Source organism: Paenibacillus sp. FSL H7-0357 (genome assembly GCF_000758525.1).
Taxonomy (GTDB): Bacteria; Bacillota; Bacilli; order Paenibacillales; family Paenibacillaceae; genus Paenibacillus_AQ.
The window spans coordinates 34378-50989 of record NZ_CP009241.1; the positions used below are offsets into that span (position 1 = coordinate 34378).

Consider the following 16612-nt stretch of genomic DNA (forward strand, 5'->3'; position numbering starts at 1 on the left):
TTTTCCAGAATGGCAGGAATAAAAAAAGGAAAGGATAAGCATAACGCTTTTCTTTTCCTTTTTTTGTTGTGGAAGCCGGACAAGCGGTGACAGCCTCCGGTATATTATTACCGATAACAAGGCGCCTCGGTCGGCACTCTTTCGTTCCGAAAAAATTCCGTTGACAACTATTTTGGCATCATCTATAATTATTTATTTGCTTTGACAATGTTTGTGAAAAGTTGTATAATGGACAAGGAAAGAGGTGGTCGTCAGGTAATGGCTAATAACGCGCTGTTGGAAATTAAACGCAGTCTCGAAGCTCACGTCGGTCATAAGATCACGTTGCGTGCAAACGGTGGACGTCGTAAGACCGTTGAACGCACCGGTGTCCTGGAAGAAACGTACCCTTCTGTATTTATTGTCAAACTGGATCAGGAGCAGCAAACCTTCAAGCGTGTCTCCTATAGCTATGCCGATATTCTTACGGAGTCTGTGGAGATCACAGTCTGCGAAGACGATGGGCAAATGCGGATTATGTATATTAAGGCTTAAGAGTTACGGACAGTCTCCTATGGGGGCTGTTTTTTGTTTTTTGAATATAACAACGGTGTGGACGGTTTCTTCGCGGGTTGAATGATCATTGCCCCGGTACAGCATACTAAAGGAGCAATAAGCTTATCATCTACTACCCTAAGGAGGAATTCCGCTAATGAGCCGCAGAAAACGAGGCATGATGTCGGAGGAACTGAAGACGGAATTGGCCAAGGAGCTTGGATTCTACGAAACGGTAGAGCGGGACGGCTGGGGTGGAATCCGGGCCCAGGATGCAGGGAATATGGTGAAAAGGGCCATTCAGCTTGCCGAGCAGGCTGCCCGGAAGTCTTAACCGCTTTTGTGCGGAAAAACGGTCATAAAAAAGGGGAGCCGTCCTTGCGGCGGTCCCCTTTTCGGCCTGTCCAAACTTTTGATAATGGACTTCGTTACAAGTTTCTCATATAATATGTTAAGTTGTTTTTACGGGAAAAGCTGAAGGTGGGTGAACGCCTTGAAAATGTATGAGAAAGCGCCGGCCAAGATCAATTTGATGCTGGATGTGCTTCACAAGCGGCCTGACGGATTTCACGAAGTGGAAATGATTATGACCATGGTGGATCTGGCGGACCGTTTGGAGCTATCAGAGATGAAGAGAGACTCGATTATTATATCAAGCCAGGCGGGATATATTCCGCTCGACGAGAAGAACCTTGCCTTTCAGGCGGCGAGGCTTATTAAAGACCGTTATAACGTGAAGAGCGGTGTACATATCCATCTGGACAAAAGAATTCCGGTCGCTGCCGGCCTTGCCGGCGGCAGCAGCGATGCCGCAGCTACGCTGCGCGGCCTGAACAGGCTCTGGCGCCTTGGTATCCCGGCGCAGGAGCTGCAGGAACTGGGCGCCGAGCTGGGCTCGGACGTGCCGTTCTGCGTCACAGGAGGCACTGCCCTGGCTACGGGCAGAGGCGAGCGGCTGACTCCGATTGAGAATCCGCCGCAGTGCTGGGTCGTCCTGGCGAAGCCGCCGATTAATGTGTCGACGGCTGAGGTGTATGGACGCGTACGAGCGAGTGACATTGCGGTGCATCCGTCGGCAACGCGGATGCAGGAGGCCATTGCAGCGGGCGACTTCAACGCAGTCTGTGCGGGGCTAGGCAACGTGCTGGAGGGTGTGACGCTAAAGCTCCATCCTGAGGTGCAGCAGCTGAAGGAAGCCATGATGAAGCTGGGTGCAGATGGAGTGCTGATGTCCGGCAGCGGACCGACCGTCTTCGGTCTGGTATCCAAGCAGTCGAAGGTAGCCAGAATTTACAATGGACTGCGCGGATTCTGTAAGGAAGTTTACGCGGTACGTTCGCTAAGCTGAAGAGCTTCCAGAGGAACGGCTAGCCCTGTCAAAGGCAGAGCAGCCGTTTCTTCTTGTGTAAATCCGTACAAAAGTGATATTATTTTATAATAATATTCGGTTTTGGCGAGGAGCATTCCGTGAAAAAACTTAAAAGAAGCCAACGTTTGGTAGACATGACCCAATTTTTGCTTGAGAAACCCCATGACCTGCTGTCGCTGTCAACATTTGCAGACCGGTATGGCGCGGCAAAGTCATCCATCAGCGAAGATTTGGCTATTATAAAAGAAGTATTTGAAGGCGAAGGCATGGGTGAGCTGCAGACACTGGCCGGTGCGGCAGGCGGGGTACGTTATATTCCTAGAATGCCAACAGAGATGGCGCTGGCCTTCGTTAACCGTTTGTGCGGACAGCTGGAGCAGAGCGACCGGATTCTGCCCGGCGGTTATTTATATATGTCTGACCTGCTGGGGCTGCCTTCTCTGATGGAACAGGCCGGAAAGATCATTGCAACGGCTTTCTACGGGGTAGAGATTGATGTAGTGATGACCGTGGAAACCAAAGGCATTCCGCTGGCTTATGCCACAGCTGCACAGCTCGGGCTGCCGGTGGTGCTGGTGCGCCGTGACCATCAGGTAACTGAGGGCTCTGCCGTTAGCATCAACTATGTATCGGGCTCGCACAAGAGCATACATACGATGTCGCTGTCGAGAAGGGCGCTGCGTGAGAAGTCGCGGGTGCTGATCGTGGATGATTTCATGAAGGCTGGCGGTACCGTACGCGGTATGGTCGATCTGCTTGGCGAGTTCAATGCCGAAGTGGCCGGTGTAGGTGTACTCGTGGAATCAGGTGCGGTGGAGACGGAAGAGCGTCTGCTGCATGACTATGTATCTCTGGTGAAGCTGAATGAGGTGGATTCCAAGGTGCGGCGGATTTCAGCGTATCCGGGTAATTATTTCTCCTCCTGAGCTGGACAGTCACTTTGCGCTAAAGAACAGTAAAATGTCGAAATCGTAAGGGATTATTAGAAAACCCCGCGAATGGTGTCGAAATCAATGGTTGCGCAAAAATAATCTTCATTATCAGGCATTTTTTGGAATCAAAAAGAAGGAATTCGCTTTGCTGTGTGGAATTATACACCAAGTCTCTGATGGAAAAAGGTGGTGAACACACACATGCAAATTACGGATGTCAGACTCCGCCGCGTCAACTCTGAGGGGAGAATGAAAGCAATCGCATCCATTACAATCGACAACGAGTTTGTTGTTCATGACATTCGAGTCATCGACGGTAATAACGGGATGTTCGTTGCTATGCCCAGCAAGCGTACACCGGACGGCGAATTCCGCGATATCGCACACCCGATTTCTTCGGGAACACGCGAGAAGATTCAATCTGCGGTTCTGGCCGAGTACGATCGCGCCGCTACGGAAGAAGAAGAGGTCATCGAAGAGGGAGCTTAAGCCTTAAGCTGACTCTGATGTCCAGCTGCCCTCCCAGGGCGGCGTAAGGTCAAGCCGTTTTTAATTGGGGTTCGAAGAAAAGGGAACCATGCTTACATGGTTCTCTTTTCTTTTTTCCCGATATGAGATATATTCAGTAGTGAGCTCAAGAAGTGGGAGGTTGGCATTCTTGAAAAGAATGGCTGTTGTACTTGCCGCAGGTCAAGGCAAGCGCATGAAATCTAAATTATATAAAGTGCTGCACCCCGTCTGTGGCAAACCGATGGTAGGGCACGTACTTGATACAGTTAAAGCGACCGGAAGCCAGCGTACCGTTGTTATTGTCGGACATGGCGCAGAGCAAGTAAAAGCCCATATAGGCCAGGATGCGGAATATGTGCTGCAGGAAACCCAACTGGGTACCGGCCACGCCGTCAAACAGGCTAAGGATCTTATCGGCGGCGAGGAAGGCACAACCATCGTGATTTGCGGCGATACACCGCTGGTCATGGCGGAAACGCTGGAAGGGCTTATGGCACTGCACGAAGGGCAGCATGCGGCAGCAACTGTACTGACTGCTGTGATGGATCAGCCTGCAGGCTATGGACGGGTTATCCGCGGGGAAGACGGCGGTGTACTGAAGATTGTGGAACAGAAGGATTGCACCGCTGAGGAAGCAGCTGTAAGCGAAATTAATACAGGTACCTACTGTTTTGATAATGCCAAGCTGTTCGCGGCGCTGGAGAAGGTCACCAACAGCAATAACCAGCAGGAATATTATTTAACCGATGTAATCGGCATACTCCGGGCACAGGGTGATATCGTTCTGGGATATCAGGCTCATGACGCTGCGGAGTCTATCGGCGTTAACGACCGTTTGGCTTTATCCGAAGCGGAAGGTTATATGCGCCAGCGCATCAACCGCCAGCATATGCTGAACGGTGTAACCATCATTGATCCGGCTTCCACCTATATAGGAGCCGATGTCATCATTGGATCAGATACCGTGCTATATCCGGGTACCCAGCTGAAAGGCAAAACCGTCATTGGTGAAGATTGCGTGATCGGGCCTTCCAGTGAAATCGAAGACTGCGTGATTATGGACGGCGCTGAGGTGAAGCATTCCGTACTGAATCAGGCACAAGTCGGCGCACGGACTACCGTTGGGCCTTTTGCCTATTTGCGTCCGGGCACTATACTCGGTGAGGAAGTCAAAATCGGCGATTTCGTGGAAATTAAGAATGCAGTGATCGGCGACGGCTCCAAAGTATCGCATTTGAGCTATGTCGGCGATGCCTCTGTAGGTAAGAATGTAAATGTTGGCTGTGGTGCAATTACTGCCAATTATGACGGATTTAATAAATCCAAGACGACAATTGAAGATGATGCCTTCATCGGCAGCAATGTGAATCTGATTGCACCAGTCACCGTAGGCAAAGGCGCTTTTGTTGTTGCAGGGTCGACAATCACAAGATCTGTTTCGGAGAATGATTTGGCCATTGCCAGAGTAAGACAGGAGAACAAGCCGGGGTATGCCGAGAAGATCCGCTCCCGGGCCAAAGCAAAGAAAGACCAGTCGAGTCAATCGTAAGGGCCACTGCCAAAGCGCCGGATAGAGCTGAGATCTCTTTACCGGCGCTGCTTGGAAGCTAAATTCCGTCACGGAGGGTTTATATTTTATGACTTATTGCGATTCCAAATTAAAGATTTTCACCTGCAACTCCAATCCTAAGCTGGCTAGTCAAATTGCCGATTATATCGGAATTCCGATGGGTGAATCACATACCACAAGCTTCAGCGACGGGGAGATTCAGGTCAAGCTGTCTGAGAGTGTCCGGGGCTGCCATGTCTATATCGTACAGTCGACTTGTGGTCCGGTTAACGACAATTTGATGGAGCTTCTGGTTATGGTAGATGCGCTCAAACGCGCTTCCGCGAAAAGCATCAATGTGGTTATTCCTTATTACGGATACGCTCGTCAAGACCGTAAGGCGCGTTCCCGTGATCCAATTACGGCCAAGCTGGTAGCGAACCTGATCGAAAAAGCAGGAGCTCACCGTGTTATCACGATGGACCTTCATGCGATGCAAATTCAAGGCTTTTTTGATATTCCGGTGGATCATCTGCTGGGTGTTCCGATTCTTGCCCAGTATTTCCGTTCGAAGCAAATCCAGAATCCGGTTGTGGTCTCCCCGGACCATGGCGGTGTTGTGCGGGCTAGAAAGCTTGCCGATTTCCTTAACGCACCTCTGGCGATCATCGACAAACGCCGTCCGGAACCGAATGTCAGCGAAGTCATGAATATTATCGGTAACATCGAAGGTAAAACAGCGATTCTGATCGATGATATTATCGACACTGCCGGAACGATTGTACTGGGAGCCAATGCCTTGATGGAAGGCGGCGTGAAGGAAGTTTATGCTTGCTGTACCCACCCGGTATTGTCCGGACCTGCGCATGAACGTCTGGAAAATTCACCAATCAAAGAAATTATCGTGACGGATACCATTCCAATCCGCAGCAGCAATCCGACCTCGAAGCTCAAAGTGTTGTCCGTGGCTCCACTTATGGGTGAGGCGATTATTCGTGTTCATGAGGAGCTGTCCATCAGCAAATTGTTCGAAATCGAATAGTATTCGGGTAGTGCTCTTGTAGAGATATGACTGCCGTTCCCGCCTGTATTCAAAAAGGGTTACACCTCCGTAACGGAAGATGTAACCCTTGTCGGCGTGATGACCTCCAGCTTTGCTGCGGCATCAATACCCTGGCCGGGAGATAAAGGTGAACAGGCTGCGGTTGTAAAGAGTACCCTGCAGCTCAACAAAGCCTTCATCTGCTGCTGTAACTACACCGATGGCTACGTGCACATTGTCTCTGTAAATTTCGACAGGCACAGCATATTGGATGTGGTACTGGAAATGGCGCTGAAGCGTTAAGATGTCGCCCTGATGTGGCATTGTTCATCACCTGTCTTTGGAGTAAAGTGGCCCTCGGCTGCTCTAGAAGTAAGCCTAATAAAATTTATTGTACCAAAAACGGAACTCTTCTGCTTAAGAGAACCGGATGGAAAGGATAGGCCATCATGAAATGGATTGTTGGACTCGGAAATCCGGGACCGCAGTACGCCAAAACCAGGCATAACGTCGGTTTTATGGCGCTTGACGAGCTAGCGGCCAGAAACGGAATCACCTTTAACCAGAATAAGTGCAAGTCCGTAATCGGTGAGGGCGTCATCGGGGGAGTCAAGACAGTTCTGATCAAACCCATGACCTTTATGAACCTGTCCGGAGAAGCAGTTCGTGCATACATGGAATATTATAAAGTGAATTTAGAGGATATGATTGTAGTCTATGATGATCTTGATACGGAAATCGGCAAAATCCGGCTGCGTTATCAGGGAAGTGCCGGAGGCCATAACGGAATCAAGTCGATCATACAGCATACAGGCACGCAAAGCTTCAACCGTGTGCGGATGGGGATCTCCCGTCCTGAACCGGGCTTTGCTATTGTAGATTATGTGCTTTCTGCCTTTCCCAAGAAAGAAGGAGACAGGCTGAAGACCATGATCCTAGATACCTGTGACGCCCTGGAGTTCAGCCTGCAGCATACCTTTGAACAGACCATGGCCAAATTCAATGGCTAACTGCCCGCTCCCGCCCGCATCTTAAGGCTAAATACGACCGGAGCGGGGCATACTGAAGGGTATATACTACCTTCAGGAGGCATATAGATGGCAATACACTACGTATGCAGGCACTGCCGGACATTTCTGGGAAGCATCAATAGAAGTAATATCACAGAAGCGCAGCTTGGTCTGCATTCTTTGACCCCTGCGGAGCGCAGAGATATCATAGCGTATGATTCAGAAGGTGAGATCACGGTAAAGGTTACTTGCGATTACTGCAAGCAGGCCTTGGAGAACAACCCTGAGCTCAGCCTGCTGGCCAGTCCGCTTCAGTAAGGTGGAAGCGCCTGTCTCTATCGTCATCCGCAAGCCTTGGCCTTATCGCTGAGGCTTGTTTTCGATTCTAATCATAATAGGTGCGGCAGCTTAGGCTGCCGTCAGCCTGTTCAGTAAGAGAGGTGTCCTTTGTTGTTACAAGGTCTTATAGAAGCTTTTTCCAAAGATCCTGATTTTCAGTCCGTCACCCGTGGTGTTGCCGCAGGGATGAAGGAGCAGCTAATATCAGGTTTGTCCGGTTCGGCCAGACAAATTATGCTGGCGGCGCTGCATGAAGAAACCGAACGGCCGCTGCTTATAGTCACCCATAATATGTTCTCGGCCCAGAAGATGGCTGAGGATTTGCAGGAAGCGCTTTCTCCGGATCGCGTGCTGCTTTACCCTGCCAATGAGCTGGTTGCCGCTGAAGCGGCTGTCTCCAGCCCTGAGACGCTTGCTCAGCGGATAGATGTCCTGACCAAATGTGCCCAGGGCTTCCGTGGCGTTGTGGTTGTGCCTTATTCTGGCGTCCGGCGTCTGCTTCCGTCGCCGCATGTGATGGCAGAGGCACAATTAACCGTTTCACAGGATGGAACCCTCTCTCTGGATGATTTTCTGATGTCTATGATTATGATGGGTTATGAACGGGTTGAACGGGTAGAGAACCGTGGTGAGCTTAGTGTGCGGGGAGGCATTGTCGATTTCTATCCAATGACCTCATCGCTGGCTTACCGGGTAGAGCTGTTTGATGATGAGATCGATTCGATTCGAACCTTTGATCCTGCAGACCAGCGATCCATCGACAAGGTGCGCAGTGTGAAGATCACACCGGCTAAGGAGATCATCGCAGACCAGTCCCGCCAGGATTCGGCAGCCTCTGAAGCGGCAGCGATGCTGGAACGCCAGCTGGAGAAAATGACCGACCGGCAGGCAAAGCTGCGTTTGCGTGAGGAAATGGGCCGGGAGCTGGAGATGCTGCGGCAGGGAACCTATTTCCCTGAAGTCTATAAATATATCAGTCTCTTATATCCTGAACGCTGCCATTTATATGATTATATGGCACAGGACACCCTTCTTATTATGGATGAGCCGGCCAGACTGCTGGAAACGGCGAAACAGCTGGAGCGGGACGAGTCGGAATGGAACCTGCATTTGCTGCAGAACGGCAAAAACCTGCCTGATCTTCATCTTTCCGTAGACAATGAAGCTATCATGTACCGCCGCCCATTCCAGAGCCTGTTCATGTCAATTTTCCTGCGCCAGGTTCCACATATCCAGCCGCAGAACATCCTTGGATTTATCAGCCGCGGCATGCAGGATTTCCACGGCCAGATGAATGTGCTGAAATCGGAGATGGAGCGCTGGCATAAGTCGGGTGTGCAGGTTGTGATGCTGGCGAGCAGCGAGGAGCGGATGGAGCGGGTCCGCCGGGTGCTGTACGATTATGGCATTGAAGAGCCTACTATTGTCCACGGGAATCTGGGCTCCGGTTTTGAGCTGCCTTCCATTCATCTTGCTGTGATCACTGAAGGAGAGATGTTCTCCCAGAAGCAGCGTAAGGCGCGCAAGGTTTCCAAAGGAATTGACAATGCAGAACGGATTAAGAGCTATACCGAGCTTAAAATCGGCGATTACGTGGTACACCAGAATCACGGTATCGGCAAATATATGGGGATTGGCACGCTTGAGGTCAGCGGAATTCACCGGGATTATATGCATATTCTATATGCCGGTGGCGATAAGCTGTCCGTACCGATTGAACAGATAGATCTGATTCAGAAATATGTCGGATCGGAAGATAAAGAACCGAAGGTATACAAGCTTGGCGGAAACGAGTGGACGCGAGTCACCAATAAAGTGCGTTCTTCTGTTCAGGATATCGCGGATGATCTGATTAAGCTGTACGCTGAGCGCCAAAGTGCTCTGGGTTATGGTTTTGAGAAGGATACGCAGGAGCAGCGTGAATTCGAGGAAATGTTCCCGTATGACGAAACCCGCGATCAGCTGCGCGCTATCGAAGAGATCAAGAAGGATATGGAGCAGAACCGTCCGATGGACCGGCTGCTATGCGGAGACGTAGGCTATGGCAAGACGGAAGTGGCGATCCGGGCAGCCTTCAAATCAGCGATTGAAGGCAAGCAGGTTGCCGTGCTGGTGCCGACCACAATCCTCGCACAGCAGCATTATGAAACCTTCCGTGAGCGGTTTGCCAATTATCCGCTGAACATTCAGGTACTGAGCCGCTTCCGCAGCCGTAAAGAGCAGAACGAGACCATTAAGGGTGTCCGGCAGGGAACGGTAGATGTAGTAATCGGCACACACAGACTGTTGTCGCAGGATATGGTCTTTAAGGATCTCGGTCTTTTAATTGTTGATGAAGAGCAGCGCTTTGGTGTAACCCATAAAGAAAAACTCAAGAAGCTCAAGACCAATGTCGATGTGCTCACCTTGACTGCAACGCCTATTCCACGGACCTTGCATATGTCGATGCTTGGCGTGCGGGATTTGTCAGTCATTGAGACACCACCGGAGAACCGCTTTCCCGTGCAGACGTATGTGGTTGAACATAGTCAGACGCTTACCCGGGAAGCGGTGGAACGTGAGCTGGCCCGTGGAGGACAGGTCTATTATCTCTACAACCGCGTTCAAGGTATTCAGGAAATGGCCGCACAAATCTCCATGCTTGTTCCGGAAGCAAGGGTCGGCATTGGCCATGGCCAAATGTCGGAGTCGGAGCTGGAGAAGACCATACTCGACTTCCTTGACGGAGAATACGATGTGCTGGTGAGCACAAGTATTATTGAGACTGGAGTGGATATTCCGAACGTCAATACGCTTATTGTCCATGATGCCGACAAAATGGGGCTATCACAGCTCTATCAGCTGCGTGGACGTGTAGGACGCTCCAACAGGATTGCCTATGCCTATTTCACGTACCAGCGGGACAAGGTGCTGACTGAGGTCGCGGAGAAGCGCCTGCAATCTATCAAGGAATTTACGGAGCTTGGCTCCGGCTTCAAAATTGCCATGCGCGACCTTTCCATTCGCGGAGCGGGCAATCTGCTTGGTGCGGAGCAGCACGGGTTTATCGCTTCCGTCGGTTTCGATCTGTATTCGCAAATGCTGGCGGAAGAAATCCGCAAGCGTAAGGTTACTGTACTGGGAGAAGAGGATACTTCGCTGAAGCAGGGCAATACGGTCATTGATTTGTCCATTGATGCGTATCTTCCATCCGAGTATATTTACGACAGCATCCAGAAGATCGAAATTTATAAGAAGGTTGCGGCGGTTTCCACTTTTGAGGACGCTGGGGAACTGGAGGATGAGCTGCTTGACCGCTTCGGAGAATTGCCGGAGGCCGTAGTCAATCTGCTGTCCGTAGCCCGGCTCAAGGTATATGGAAAGCTCTATGGATTGGAATCGATGATCCGTCGTGGCGACGATGTTTCGTTGAACTTCCATGAAGGCAGCACCGGGGCCTTTGATACGGCCAAGCTTGCCAAAGTTGGAAATAGCTTCGAAAGACGTGTACAATTTGATAGGGATGCTAAAGCCAGTATCCGCATCAAGTCGAAGGATCTTGACGATAAGGCGCTGCTTGATCTGTTGGAGCAGTTTCTGGCTGCGGCTAAACAGTCTCTAAAATTGAAGGGAGAACTACATGATGTCGTTAAATAAAAAAAAATCCTGGAAAGTGCTGCTGGTCTCACTGGCAGCGGCTCTTTCCTTCTCTATGCTTTCTGCTTGCAGCAGCAACAACAATACTAAAAATAATAATGCAGCTGATGATAGCAGCACAGCGTACGCTACCTACAAAGGGGGAACCATTACTGAGAAGGAATTCGATTTAGACACCCGTGTCATGAAATTTCTCTCCCCGCAGCAGGCCCAGTACCTGGAGATTGATACCTTCAAGGAATCCATTCTGAACCAGGAAGTGGCCTTTGAGCATCTGGCCGGCAAGGCAACAGATGAGGCTAAGAAGCAGGCCGAGAAGGAAGCCGATGTGCAATTAGCTGATCTTAAGAGCCGTTTGGGTGACACCTATGATAGCTTACTGAAGGAGCAGAGTCTAAAGGAAGACGATGTGCGGACTTATATGGTGCGTGTGCTTACGGTTTATCAGGATATGCTGCTCAAAGTAACCGATGACCAAGTAAAGAAGGAATTTGAACTAATCAAAGGCGATTTCACTGTAGCTACTCTGCGTCAGGTGTTGATCGGACTGACTGACGCCAACAAAAAGGAGCGTACCGAGGAAGACGCACTTAAGCTGGCTAAGGAGGTAAAGGCTAAGCTTGACGGTGGAGCGGACTTTGCGGAAATCGCCAAGCAATACACCGACGATACCGCGTCCAAGGAAGCTGGCGGCCAGCTGAAAGAAGTATTGCTGGGCAATTATTTGGAGGAGTTCAAGGCAGCAGCCCAGACACTGCCGTTGAATACAATCAGTGATCCAGTACTAACAAAAGTGGGTTATTACATCATTAAGGTGGAGAGCCGCACAGAAGCAACCTTTGAGAAGCTGACCGATGAACAGAAGGAAGCAATCAAAAGCTCGCTGGCTTCGCAAAGCCTGGAGTCCTACCTCGAAAATAATCTGAAAGACCTGGAAATTAAAATCAATCTGCCGAAAAGCTCCGCTGCTGCCACTGAGTCCGGAACAAACAGCGGAACTAAAGCTACAGAAGCTCCAAGTGCCTCACCAGCGGCTACAAAAGAAGCCAAATAAACCTTTTGCACGGACAAGCCATCCTGACGCTTCAAAGCGAGGGATGGCTTTATTTTGTAAATTATAATGTATAATTATGTTAAAAATAGCGCATAACGGGGAGGGGTGCGCCGGAAGTCTGCGGATTAAGGATATTTAATGTTATACCTTCCAGAGGATGTATAAGGAACTGGGAAGAGATGAATACTATGGTCAGATATTACGATAAATCACTGGGATTATCCATTCCCATAATGGACAGTAGTTGGACCATACTTCTTAAGAAAGCGGGGCAACATGTGAAATGAAAGCTACTGGAATTGTACGCCGTATTGATGACCTCGGTCGAGTTGTTATCCCTAAAGAGATCAGACGCACACTACGTATTCGTGAAGGGGATCCGTTGGAAATTTTCGTCGATCGCGACGGTGAAGTCATACTGAAGAAGTATTCCCCGATTGGTGAGCTGGGTGATTTCGCCAAGGAATATGCAGAGTCGCTTTATGAAGGCACAGGGCATATTACAATGATTACTGACAGGGACACTTTTATCGCCCTTGCCGGAGGTTCCAAAAAGGATTATCTCGAGAAACAGGTGGGTGTGCTCCTGGAGAAGGTAATGGACAGCCGCAAGACCGTGCTCGAAACGAATGCAGGCAGCTATGACATCGGTAAAGATCATGCAGAATTAATATCGAGCTATGTAGCCGCTCCCATCATCTCCGGCGGGGACCCCATCGGTTGTGTAGTGCTTCTGAACAAGGATGATTCGGTAAAAATGGCGCAAATGGAAATCAAAATGGCCGAAACGGCAGCCGCTTTTTTGGGCAAGCAGATGGAGCAGTAACAGCTTTGATACTATGGACCCCGCTTTCCTTTTGGTATGATACAAAGGGAGGGCGGGGTTTTAGCGTTCCATTTTGGAAAAGATAAGAAGATGCGGATTGCAGAAAAATGCAGCCGTACGTGTAAATGCAAGCAAAACCGTTTCTACTTACGCGCCTCCATGCGTTATAATATAGAAATTCATCCCATTATGGCAGTTATCGCTGTAGAAGCAGGTACTTTTATGAAATCTGGTACACAAGGCTCTAAATTACTGCAAGGCGCATTTATTCTCAGCGCAGCAGCCATTCTCTCCAAACTGATTGGTACGCTGCAGAAAATTCCGCTGCAAAATCTGGGTGGAGACGCCGTGTTCGGCATATACAACACGGTTAATCCCCTGTACACGATGCTTATAACGATAGCGATGCTGGGTCTGCCGTCTGCAATCGCCAGATTCGTGGCCGAGTCCTCGGCCGACAGAGATGAAAGCGAAGGCCGGAGGGTTCTGCTGCTGTCAGCGGCCATTACAGTCATCAGCGGCCTTGTGATTGGGGCCCTTGCCTATCTTGGGGCTCCGGTTATCGCCGGGTGGGTCGGCAACTCCCATGTGATTCCCGCGCTGCGCTGCAGCGCATTGGGGCTTGCTGTTGTTCCGCTTATGGCCGCATTGCGCGGTTATTTTCAGGGACTGCATAATATGGTCCCTACCGCGGTGTCGCAGGTTGTCGAGCAGTCGGTGCGGGTAGCCGTCATGATCGCACTGCTGTTGTATCTGACCGGTAAGGGAGCAGACGCGGCCACCATCGCGGCGGGTGCGCTGATTGGTTCGGCTGGCGGCGGAGCGGCCGGTCTGATTGTCATGCTGCTGTATTGGCAGAATTACCGCCGCCGTGTGAGCGTAGCGCAGCAGTCGGCTGAGCTGGCGATATCAGCTGCCTCCGAAACCGCCTGGACCCGGAGTTCTGCTGCGGACACTGTCCGGGAGCAGACAGGAGCCAAGGCCCGCAAGCTGCTGGGCTATGGCATTCCAGTCATGCTCGGAACGCTGGCTATACCGCTTATCGGGCTGGTCGATGTATTTACCGTCCCCCGGTTGCTGTCGTCAACTGTCAGCGAAGCGGCGGCGATGGCGCAGTTCGGCATCTACAATCGCGGTCTGCCGCTTGTTCAGATGGTAACAATGCTGGCCACTTCGTTATCAGTGGTCTTCATCCCGGCACTCGCGGAGGCGAAGCACCGCGGAGATCTCGGGCTGATCCAGACCCGCTGCAGCCTGTCGCTGCGCTGGTTCTGGCTGCTGGGCCTGGCCGCTTCGGTTGGCCTGGCCGTCCTTGCAGAGCCGGTCAATGTGGCTCTGTACGGTGATGCTGCCGGCAGCGGTACGATGACCTGGCTGGCCTTTACCGCCGCTGGCGGTACGGTCAGCATCATCTCCGCCGCGCTGCTGCAGGGCCTGGGCGCCGTGCGCGCGCCGGCGGTACATCTCTTGGCGGCCGCGGTGCTCAAGGCGGCCCTCAACCTGCTGCTGATTCCGCAGCAGGGCATTACCGGCGCAGCCATCGCCAGCGTGGCCGCGCATCTCTTCGCAGCAGCGCTGAATGTGCTGCTGCTGCACCGTATGGGCCATCTGCGGCTGCGCTTCGCAGATGCCCTGGTGAAGCCCGCGCTGCTGCTCGCGGGCCTTGGCCTGGCCGCCGCAGCTGTAAGCCTCGGCGTTGGCAGTGCGGCCGCAGCCGCCGGCTTCGGCGGCGGGCGAACCACAGCCCTGGCGCAGAGCCTGCTCGGCGTGCTGGCAGGCTGCGCCGTCTTCGCCGCCGGCGCTGTTGCCCTGCGGCTGCTCAGCGAAAGCGAGCTGCGCCAGCTTCCGGGCTTTGGCCCGCGGCTTGCGGACAAGCTGAAGAAGCTGCGCCTGTTCCCTTAAGGCGCAGCTAGCTGTTCCAAATGTTATCTCTTAAGCATGAGATTACTATATTGCAGTACATACAAAGCTGCCTTAGCCACAGCGGCATGGCAGTGAGAAGGAGTGGAGACAGGTATGAGCGCAACATTAACCGTGGTTGGCCTCGGTTCCGGCAATCCCGACCGGCTGACCCTGGGCATTATCAAGAAGCTGCAATCCGCATCCGCCGTTTATGTCCGGACCGCAGAGCATCCGGTGATGGCGGCTTTAACAGAGCTTGAAATAGCTTCCCAGTCCTTTGACGGGCTGTATGAATCGCTGTCCTCGTTTCCTGAGGTGTATGAAGCCATTACGGCGAAATTAATCGAGGAAGCGCGTTCCGCACCGCAGGGTACGGAAATTGTCTATGCCGTCCCGGGGCATCCCATGGTTGCAGAATCGGCGGTATCCCTGCTGCGGGAGCGCTGCCCGGGCGCGGGAGTAGAACTGCACATTCTCGGCGGGGAGAGCTTTCTCGATGAGGCATTTGTACGGCTTGGCTTCGACCCGATTGAAGGGTTTCAGCTTCTGGATGCTTCCGGTATCCGCAGTTCCCAGCTTCAGCCGGAGCTGCATACGCTGATCGGCCAGGTCTACGACAGCTTCACGGCTTCCGAAACCAAGCTCTGTCTGATGGATTGTTATCCGCCGGAGTATGAGGTAATCGTAGGGCATGCTCTTGGAGTGGATAAGGAAGAACGTATTCTCCGGGTACCGCTGTATGAGCTGGACCGTCTGGAAGGGTACGGCAATCTCTCGCTGATTTATGTTCCGGCAAACCGCGCGGAAAGTGCACGAAAACGCACATTTGCCCGCTTGCATGAAATTGTCGATACGTTGCGCAGTCCGGAAGGGTGCCCATGGGACCGGGAGCAGACGCATGAATCACTGCGCAAAAATCTGATTGAGGAAACCTATGAGGTTCTGGAAACGATCGATGAGGATGATCCGGACCATATGAAGGAAGAGCTGGGCGACCTGCTGCTGCAGATCATGCTTCATTCCCAGATGGAGGAGGAGCAGGGCACCTTTAATGTCTATGATGTCATTGAAGGATTGAATGACAAGCTGATCTTCCGCCATCCGCATGTCTTCGGCGATAAGAATGCTGCAGATGCCGAGGAAGCGCTCCAGAACTGGGAGGGCATGAAGGCTGAGGAAAAACGGCTTAAGGGTGTAAAACCGGAAGCAGAATCCGCGCTGAGCGGTGTTCCCCGTGATTTGCCTGCGCTGATGAAGGCCTACAAACTGCAGAAAAAGGCCTCCAAAGTAGGATTCGATTGGGACAACGTTGGCGATGTGCTGGCTAAAATCCGCGAAGAGATTGATGAGCTTCAGGAGGCTATCGAATCCGGTGCACCGGCGGAGGAGCAAATGCTGGAGCTGGGGGATCTGCTGTTCGCCGCGACCAATGCGGCACGCTTCATCGGAGCGGATCCTGAAGAGGCGTTGACCCGCACCAACCGCAAGTTTGTGTCTAGATTCCAATATATTGAGGAGCAGCTGCTAAGCCGGAATACCCGTCTATTGGACAGTAGTCTAGAAGAGATGGAAGCGTTGTGGCAGGAGGCTAAGATCAAGGAGCGAAAACAATAGATTCTGAGCATCCTCTAATATTGGATAGGCGCTTTCTCCGCCTTTTGCAGTATAGGGGCCGTAAGAAGAGGCAATGATGTGAATGGGGCTTAACTCTCTGGTTTGGAATGTTGTGAGAGGTTTATAATGTAATAGTGCCTGAGCCTGGACTGCTCTCTTAATTTTTTTAAAATCGAGTGTTTGCGGCAGGAATTTCGGGCGGCATCCAGAATATCTTAAAGACGAAATGACGATTCGCGGCATATCTTAGCAGCTTATCGCGTTTCATTTATTTTTTTGTATCCTAGGAGGAACT

Annotated in this window: 15 protein-coding genes; 14 read left to right on the top strand and 1 reads right to left on the bottom strand. The window is 51.6% G+C overall.

What is annotated here, in order from left to right:
• Window positions 1–258 precede the first annotated feature (258 nt).
• The 7 genes from veg (at window position 259) to H70357_RS00190 (ending at window position 5936) form a co-directional block, all read left to right on the top strand.
• On the top strand, window positions 259–534 hold the full coding sequence (gene veg / locus H70357_RS00160; protein ID WP_019914493.1) for a biofilm formation stimulator Veg: 276 nt from the start codon (window positions 259–261) through the stop codon (window positions 532–534).
• Between the two features lie 157 nt (window positions 535–691).
• Window positions 692–868, top strand: a complete 177-nt coding sequence (locus H70357_RS00165; protein WP_019914492.1) for a small, acid-soluble spore protein, alpha/beta type — start codon at window positions 692–694, stop codon at window positions 866–868.
• Between the two features lie 159 nt (window positions 869–1027).
• Window positions 1028–1882: a 4-(cytidine 5'-diphospho)-2-C-methyl-D-erythritol kinase gene (ispE, locus tag H70357_RS00170; protein ID WP_038584364.1), complete on the top strand. Its 855-nt coding sequence runs from the start codon at window positions 1028–1030 to the stop codon at window positions 1880–1882.
• 119 nt (window positions 1883–2001) lie between these two features.
• Complete coding sequence (gene purR / locus H70357_RS00175; RefSeq protein WP_038584367.1) at window positions 2002–2829, top strand: pur operon repressor; 828 nt, start codon at window positions 2002–2004, stop codon at window positions 2827–2829.
• Window positions 2830–3036: 207 nt separating this feature from the next.
• Window positions 3037–3324, top strand: a complete 288-nt coding sequence (gene spoVG / locus H70357_RS00180) for a septation regulator SpoVG (protein ID WP_020425826.1) — start codon at window positions 3037–3039, stop codon at window positions 3322–3324.
• A gap of 169 nt (window positions 3325–3493) precedes the next feature.
• Window positions 3494–4894 (top strand): bifunctional UDP-N-acetylglucosamine diphosphorylase/glucosamine-1-phosphate N-acetyltransferase GlmU, encoded by a 1401-nt coding sequence (glmU, locus tag H70357_RS00185; protein WP_038584370.1) that lies wholly within the window; start codon window positions 3494–3496, stop codon window positions 4892–4894.
• Between the two features lie 88 nt (window positions 4895–4982).
• On the top strand, window positions 4983–5936 hold the full coding sequence (locus H70357_RS00190; protein ID WP_019914487.1) for a ribose-phosphate diphosphokinase: 954 nt from the start codon (window positions 4983–4985) through the stop codon (window positions 5934–5936).
• A 123-nt stretch (window positions 5937–6059) separates the two neighbouring features.
• On the opposite strand, the gene H70357_RS00195 is transcribed toward H70357_RS00190, so the two are convergent.
• A complete protein-coding gene (locus H70357_RS00195; RefSeq protein WP_038584374.1) occupies window positions 6060–6260 on the bottom strand; it encodes a hypothetical protein in 201 nt (66 codons plus the stop codon).
• A gap of 125 nt (window positions 6261–6385) precedes the next feature.
• Here H70357_RS00195 and pth point away from each other — a divergent pair, with 125 nt between their 5' ends.
• The 7 genes from pth to mazG all read left to right on the top strand — a co-directional run bounded on the left by pth (window position 6386) and on the right by mazG (window position 16317).
• The gene (gene pth, locus H70357_RS00200; RefSeq protein WP_038584377.1) at window positions 6386–6946 is read left to right on the top strand and encodes an aminoacyl-tRNA hydrolase; all 561 of its coding nucleotides are present in this window, start codon (window positions 6386–6388) and stop codon (window positions 6944–6946) included.
• A gap of 87 nt (window positions 6947–7033) precedes the next feature.
• Window positions 7034–7264, top strand: a complete 231-nt coding sequence (locus H70357_RS00205) for an anti-sigma-F factor Fin (protein ID WP_038584380.1) — start codon at window positions 7034–7036, stop codon at window positions 7262–7264.
• Window positions 7265–7396: 132 nt separating this feature from the next.
• Entirely contained in the window at window positions 7397–10921 is a 3525-nt protein-coding gene (gene mfd, locus H70357_RS00210; protein ID WP_038598275.1) for a transcription-repair coupling factor, read from the top strand.
• Window positions 10905–11975 (top strand): peptidylprolyl isomerase, encoded by a 1071-nt coding sequence (locus H70357_RS00215; RefSeq protein ID WP_063848008.1) that lies wholly within the window; start codon window positions 10905–10907, stop codon window positions 11973–11975. The genes mfd and H70357_RS00215 overlap by 17 nt, the downstream gene beginning before the upstream one ends.
• Before the next feature lie 283 nt (window positions 11976–12258).
• Entirely contained in the window at window positions 12259–12801 is a 543-nt protein-coding gene (gene spoVT, locus H70357_RS00220) for a stage V sporulation protein T (protein ID WP_038584386.1), read from the top strand.
• Window positions 12802–13023: 222 nt separating this feature from the next.
• Window positions 13024–14703: a putative polysaccharide biosynthesis protein gene (locus H70357_RS00225; protein WP_038598278.1), complete on the top strand. Its 1680-nt coding sequence runs from the start codon at window positions 13024–13026 to the stop codon at window positions 14701–14703.
• 114 nt (window positions 14704–14817) lie between these two features.
• Entirely contained in the window at window positions 14818–16317 is a 1500-nt protein-coding gene (gene mazG / locus H70357_RS00230; RefSeq protein ID WP_038584389.1) for a bifunctional methyltransferase/pyrophosphohydrolase YabN, read from the top strand.
• Window positions 16318–16612 lie beyond the last annotated feature (295 nt).

Coding starts and splice junctions, on each gene's coding strand:
- pth (WP_038584377.1), top strand. CDS start 6,386: ATGAAATGGATTGTTGGACTCGGAAATCCGGGACCGCAGTACGCCAAA.
- H70357_RS00195 (WP_038584374.1), bottom strand. CDS start 6,260: ATGCCACATCAGGGCGACATCTTAACGCTTCAGCGCCATTTCCAGTAC.
- veg (WP_019914493.1), top strand. CDS start 259: ATGGCTAATAACGCGCTGTTGGAAATTAAACGCAGTCTCGAAGCTCAC.
- H70357_RS00190 (WP_019914487.1), top strand. CDS start 4,983: ATGACTTATTGCGATTCCAAATTAAAGATTTTCACCTGCAACTCCAAT.
- H70357_RS00165 (WP_019914492.1), top strand. CDS start 692: ATGAGCCGCAGAAAACGAGGCATGATGTCGGAGGAACTGAAGACGGAA.
- H70357_RS00215 (WP_063848008.1), top strand. CDS start 10,905: ATGATGTCGTTAAATAAAAAAAAATCCTGGAAAGTGCTGCTGGTCTCA.
- H70357_RS00225 (WP_038598278.1), top strand. CDS start 13,024: ATGAAATCTGGTACACAAGGCTCTAAATTACTGCAAGGCGCATTTATT.
- mazG (WP_038584389.1), top strand. CDS start 14,818: ATGAGCGCAACATTAACCGTGGTTGGCCTCGGTTCCGGCAATCCCGAC.
- spoVT (WP_038584386.1), top strand. CDS start 12,259: ATGAAAGCTACTGGAATTGTACGCCGTATTGATGACCTCGGTCGAGTT.
- spoVG (WP_020425826.1), top strand. CDS start 3,037: ATGCAAATTACGGATGTCAGACTCCGCCGCGTCAACTCTGAGGGGAGA.
- H70357_RS00205 (WP_038584380.1), top strand. CDS start 7,034: ATGGCAATACACTACGTATGCAGGCACTGCCGGACATTTCTGGGAAGC.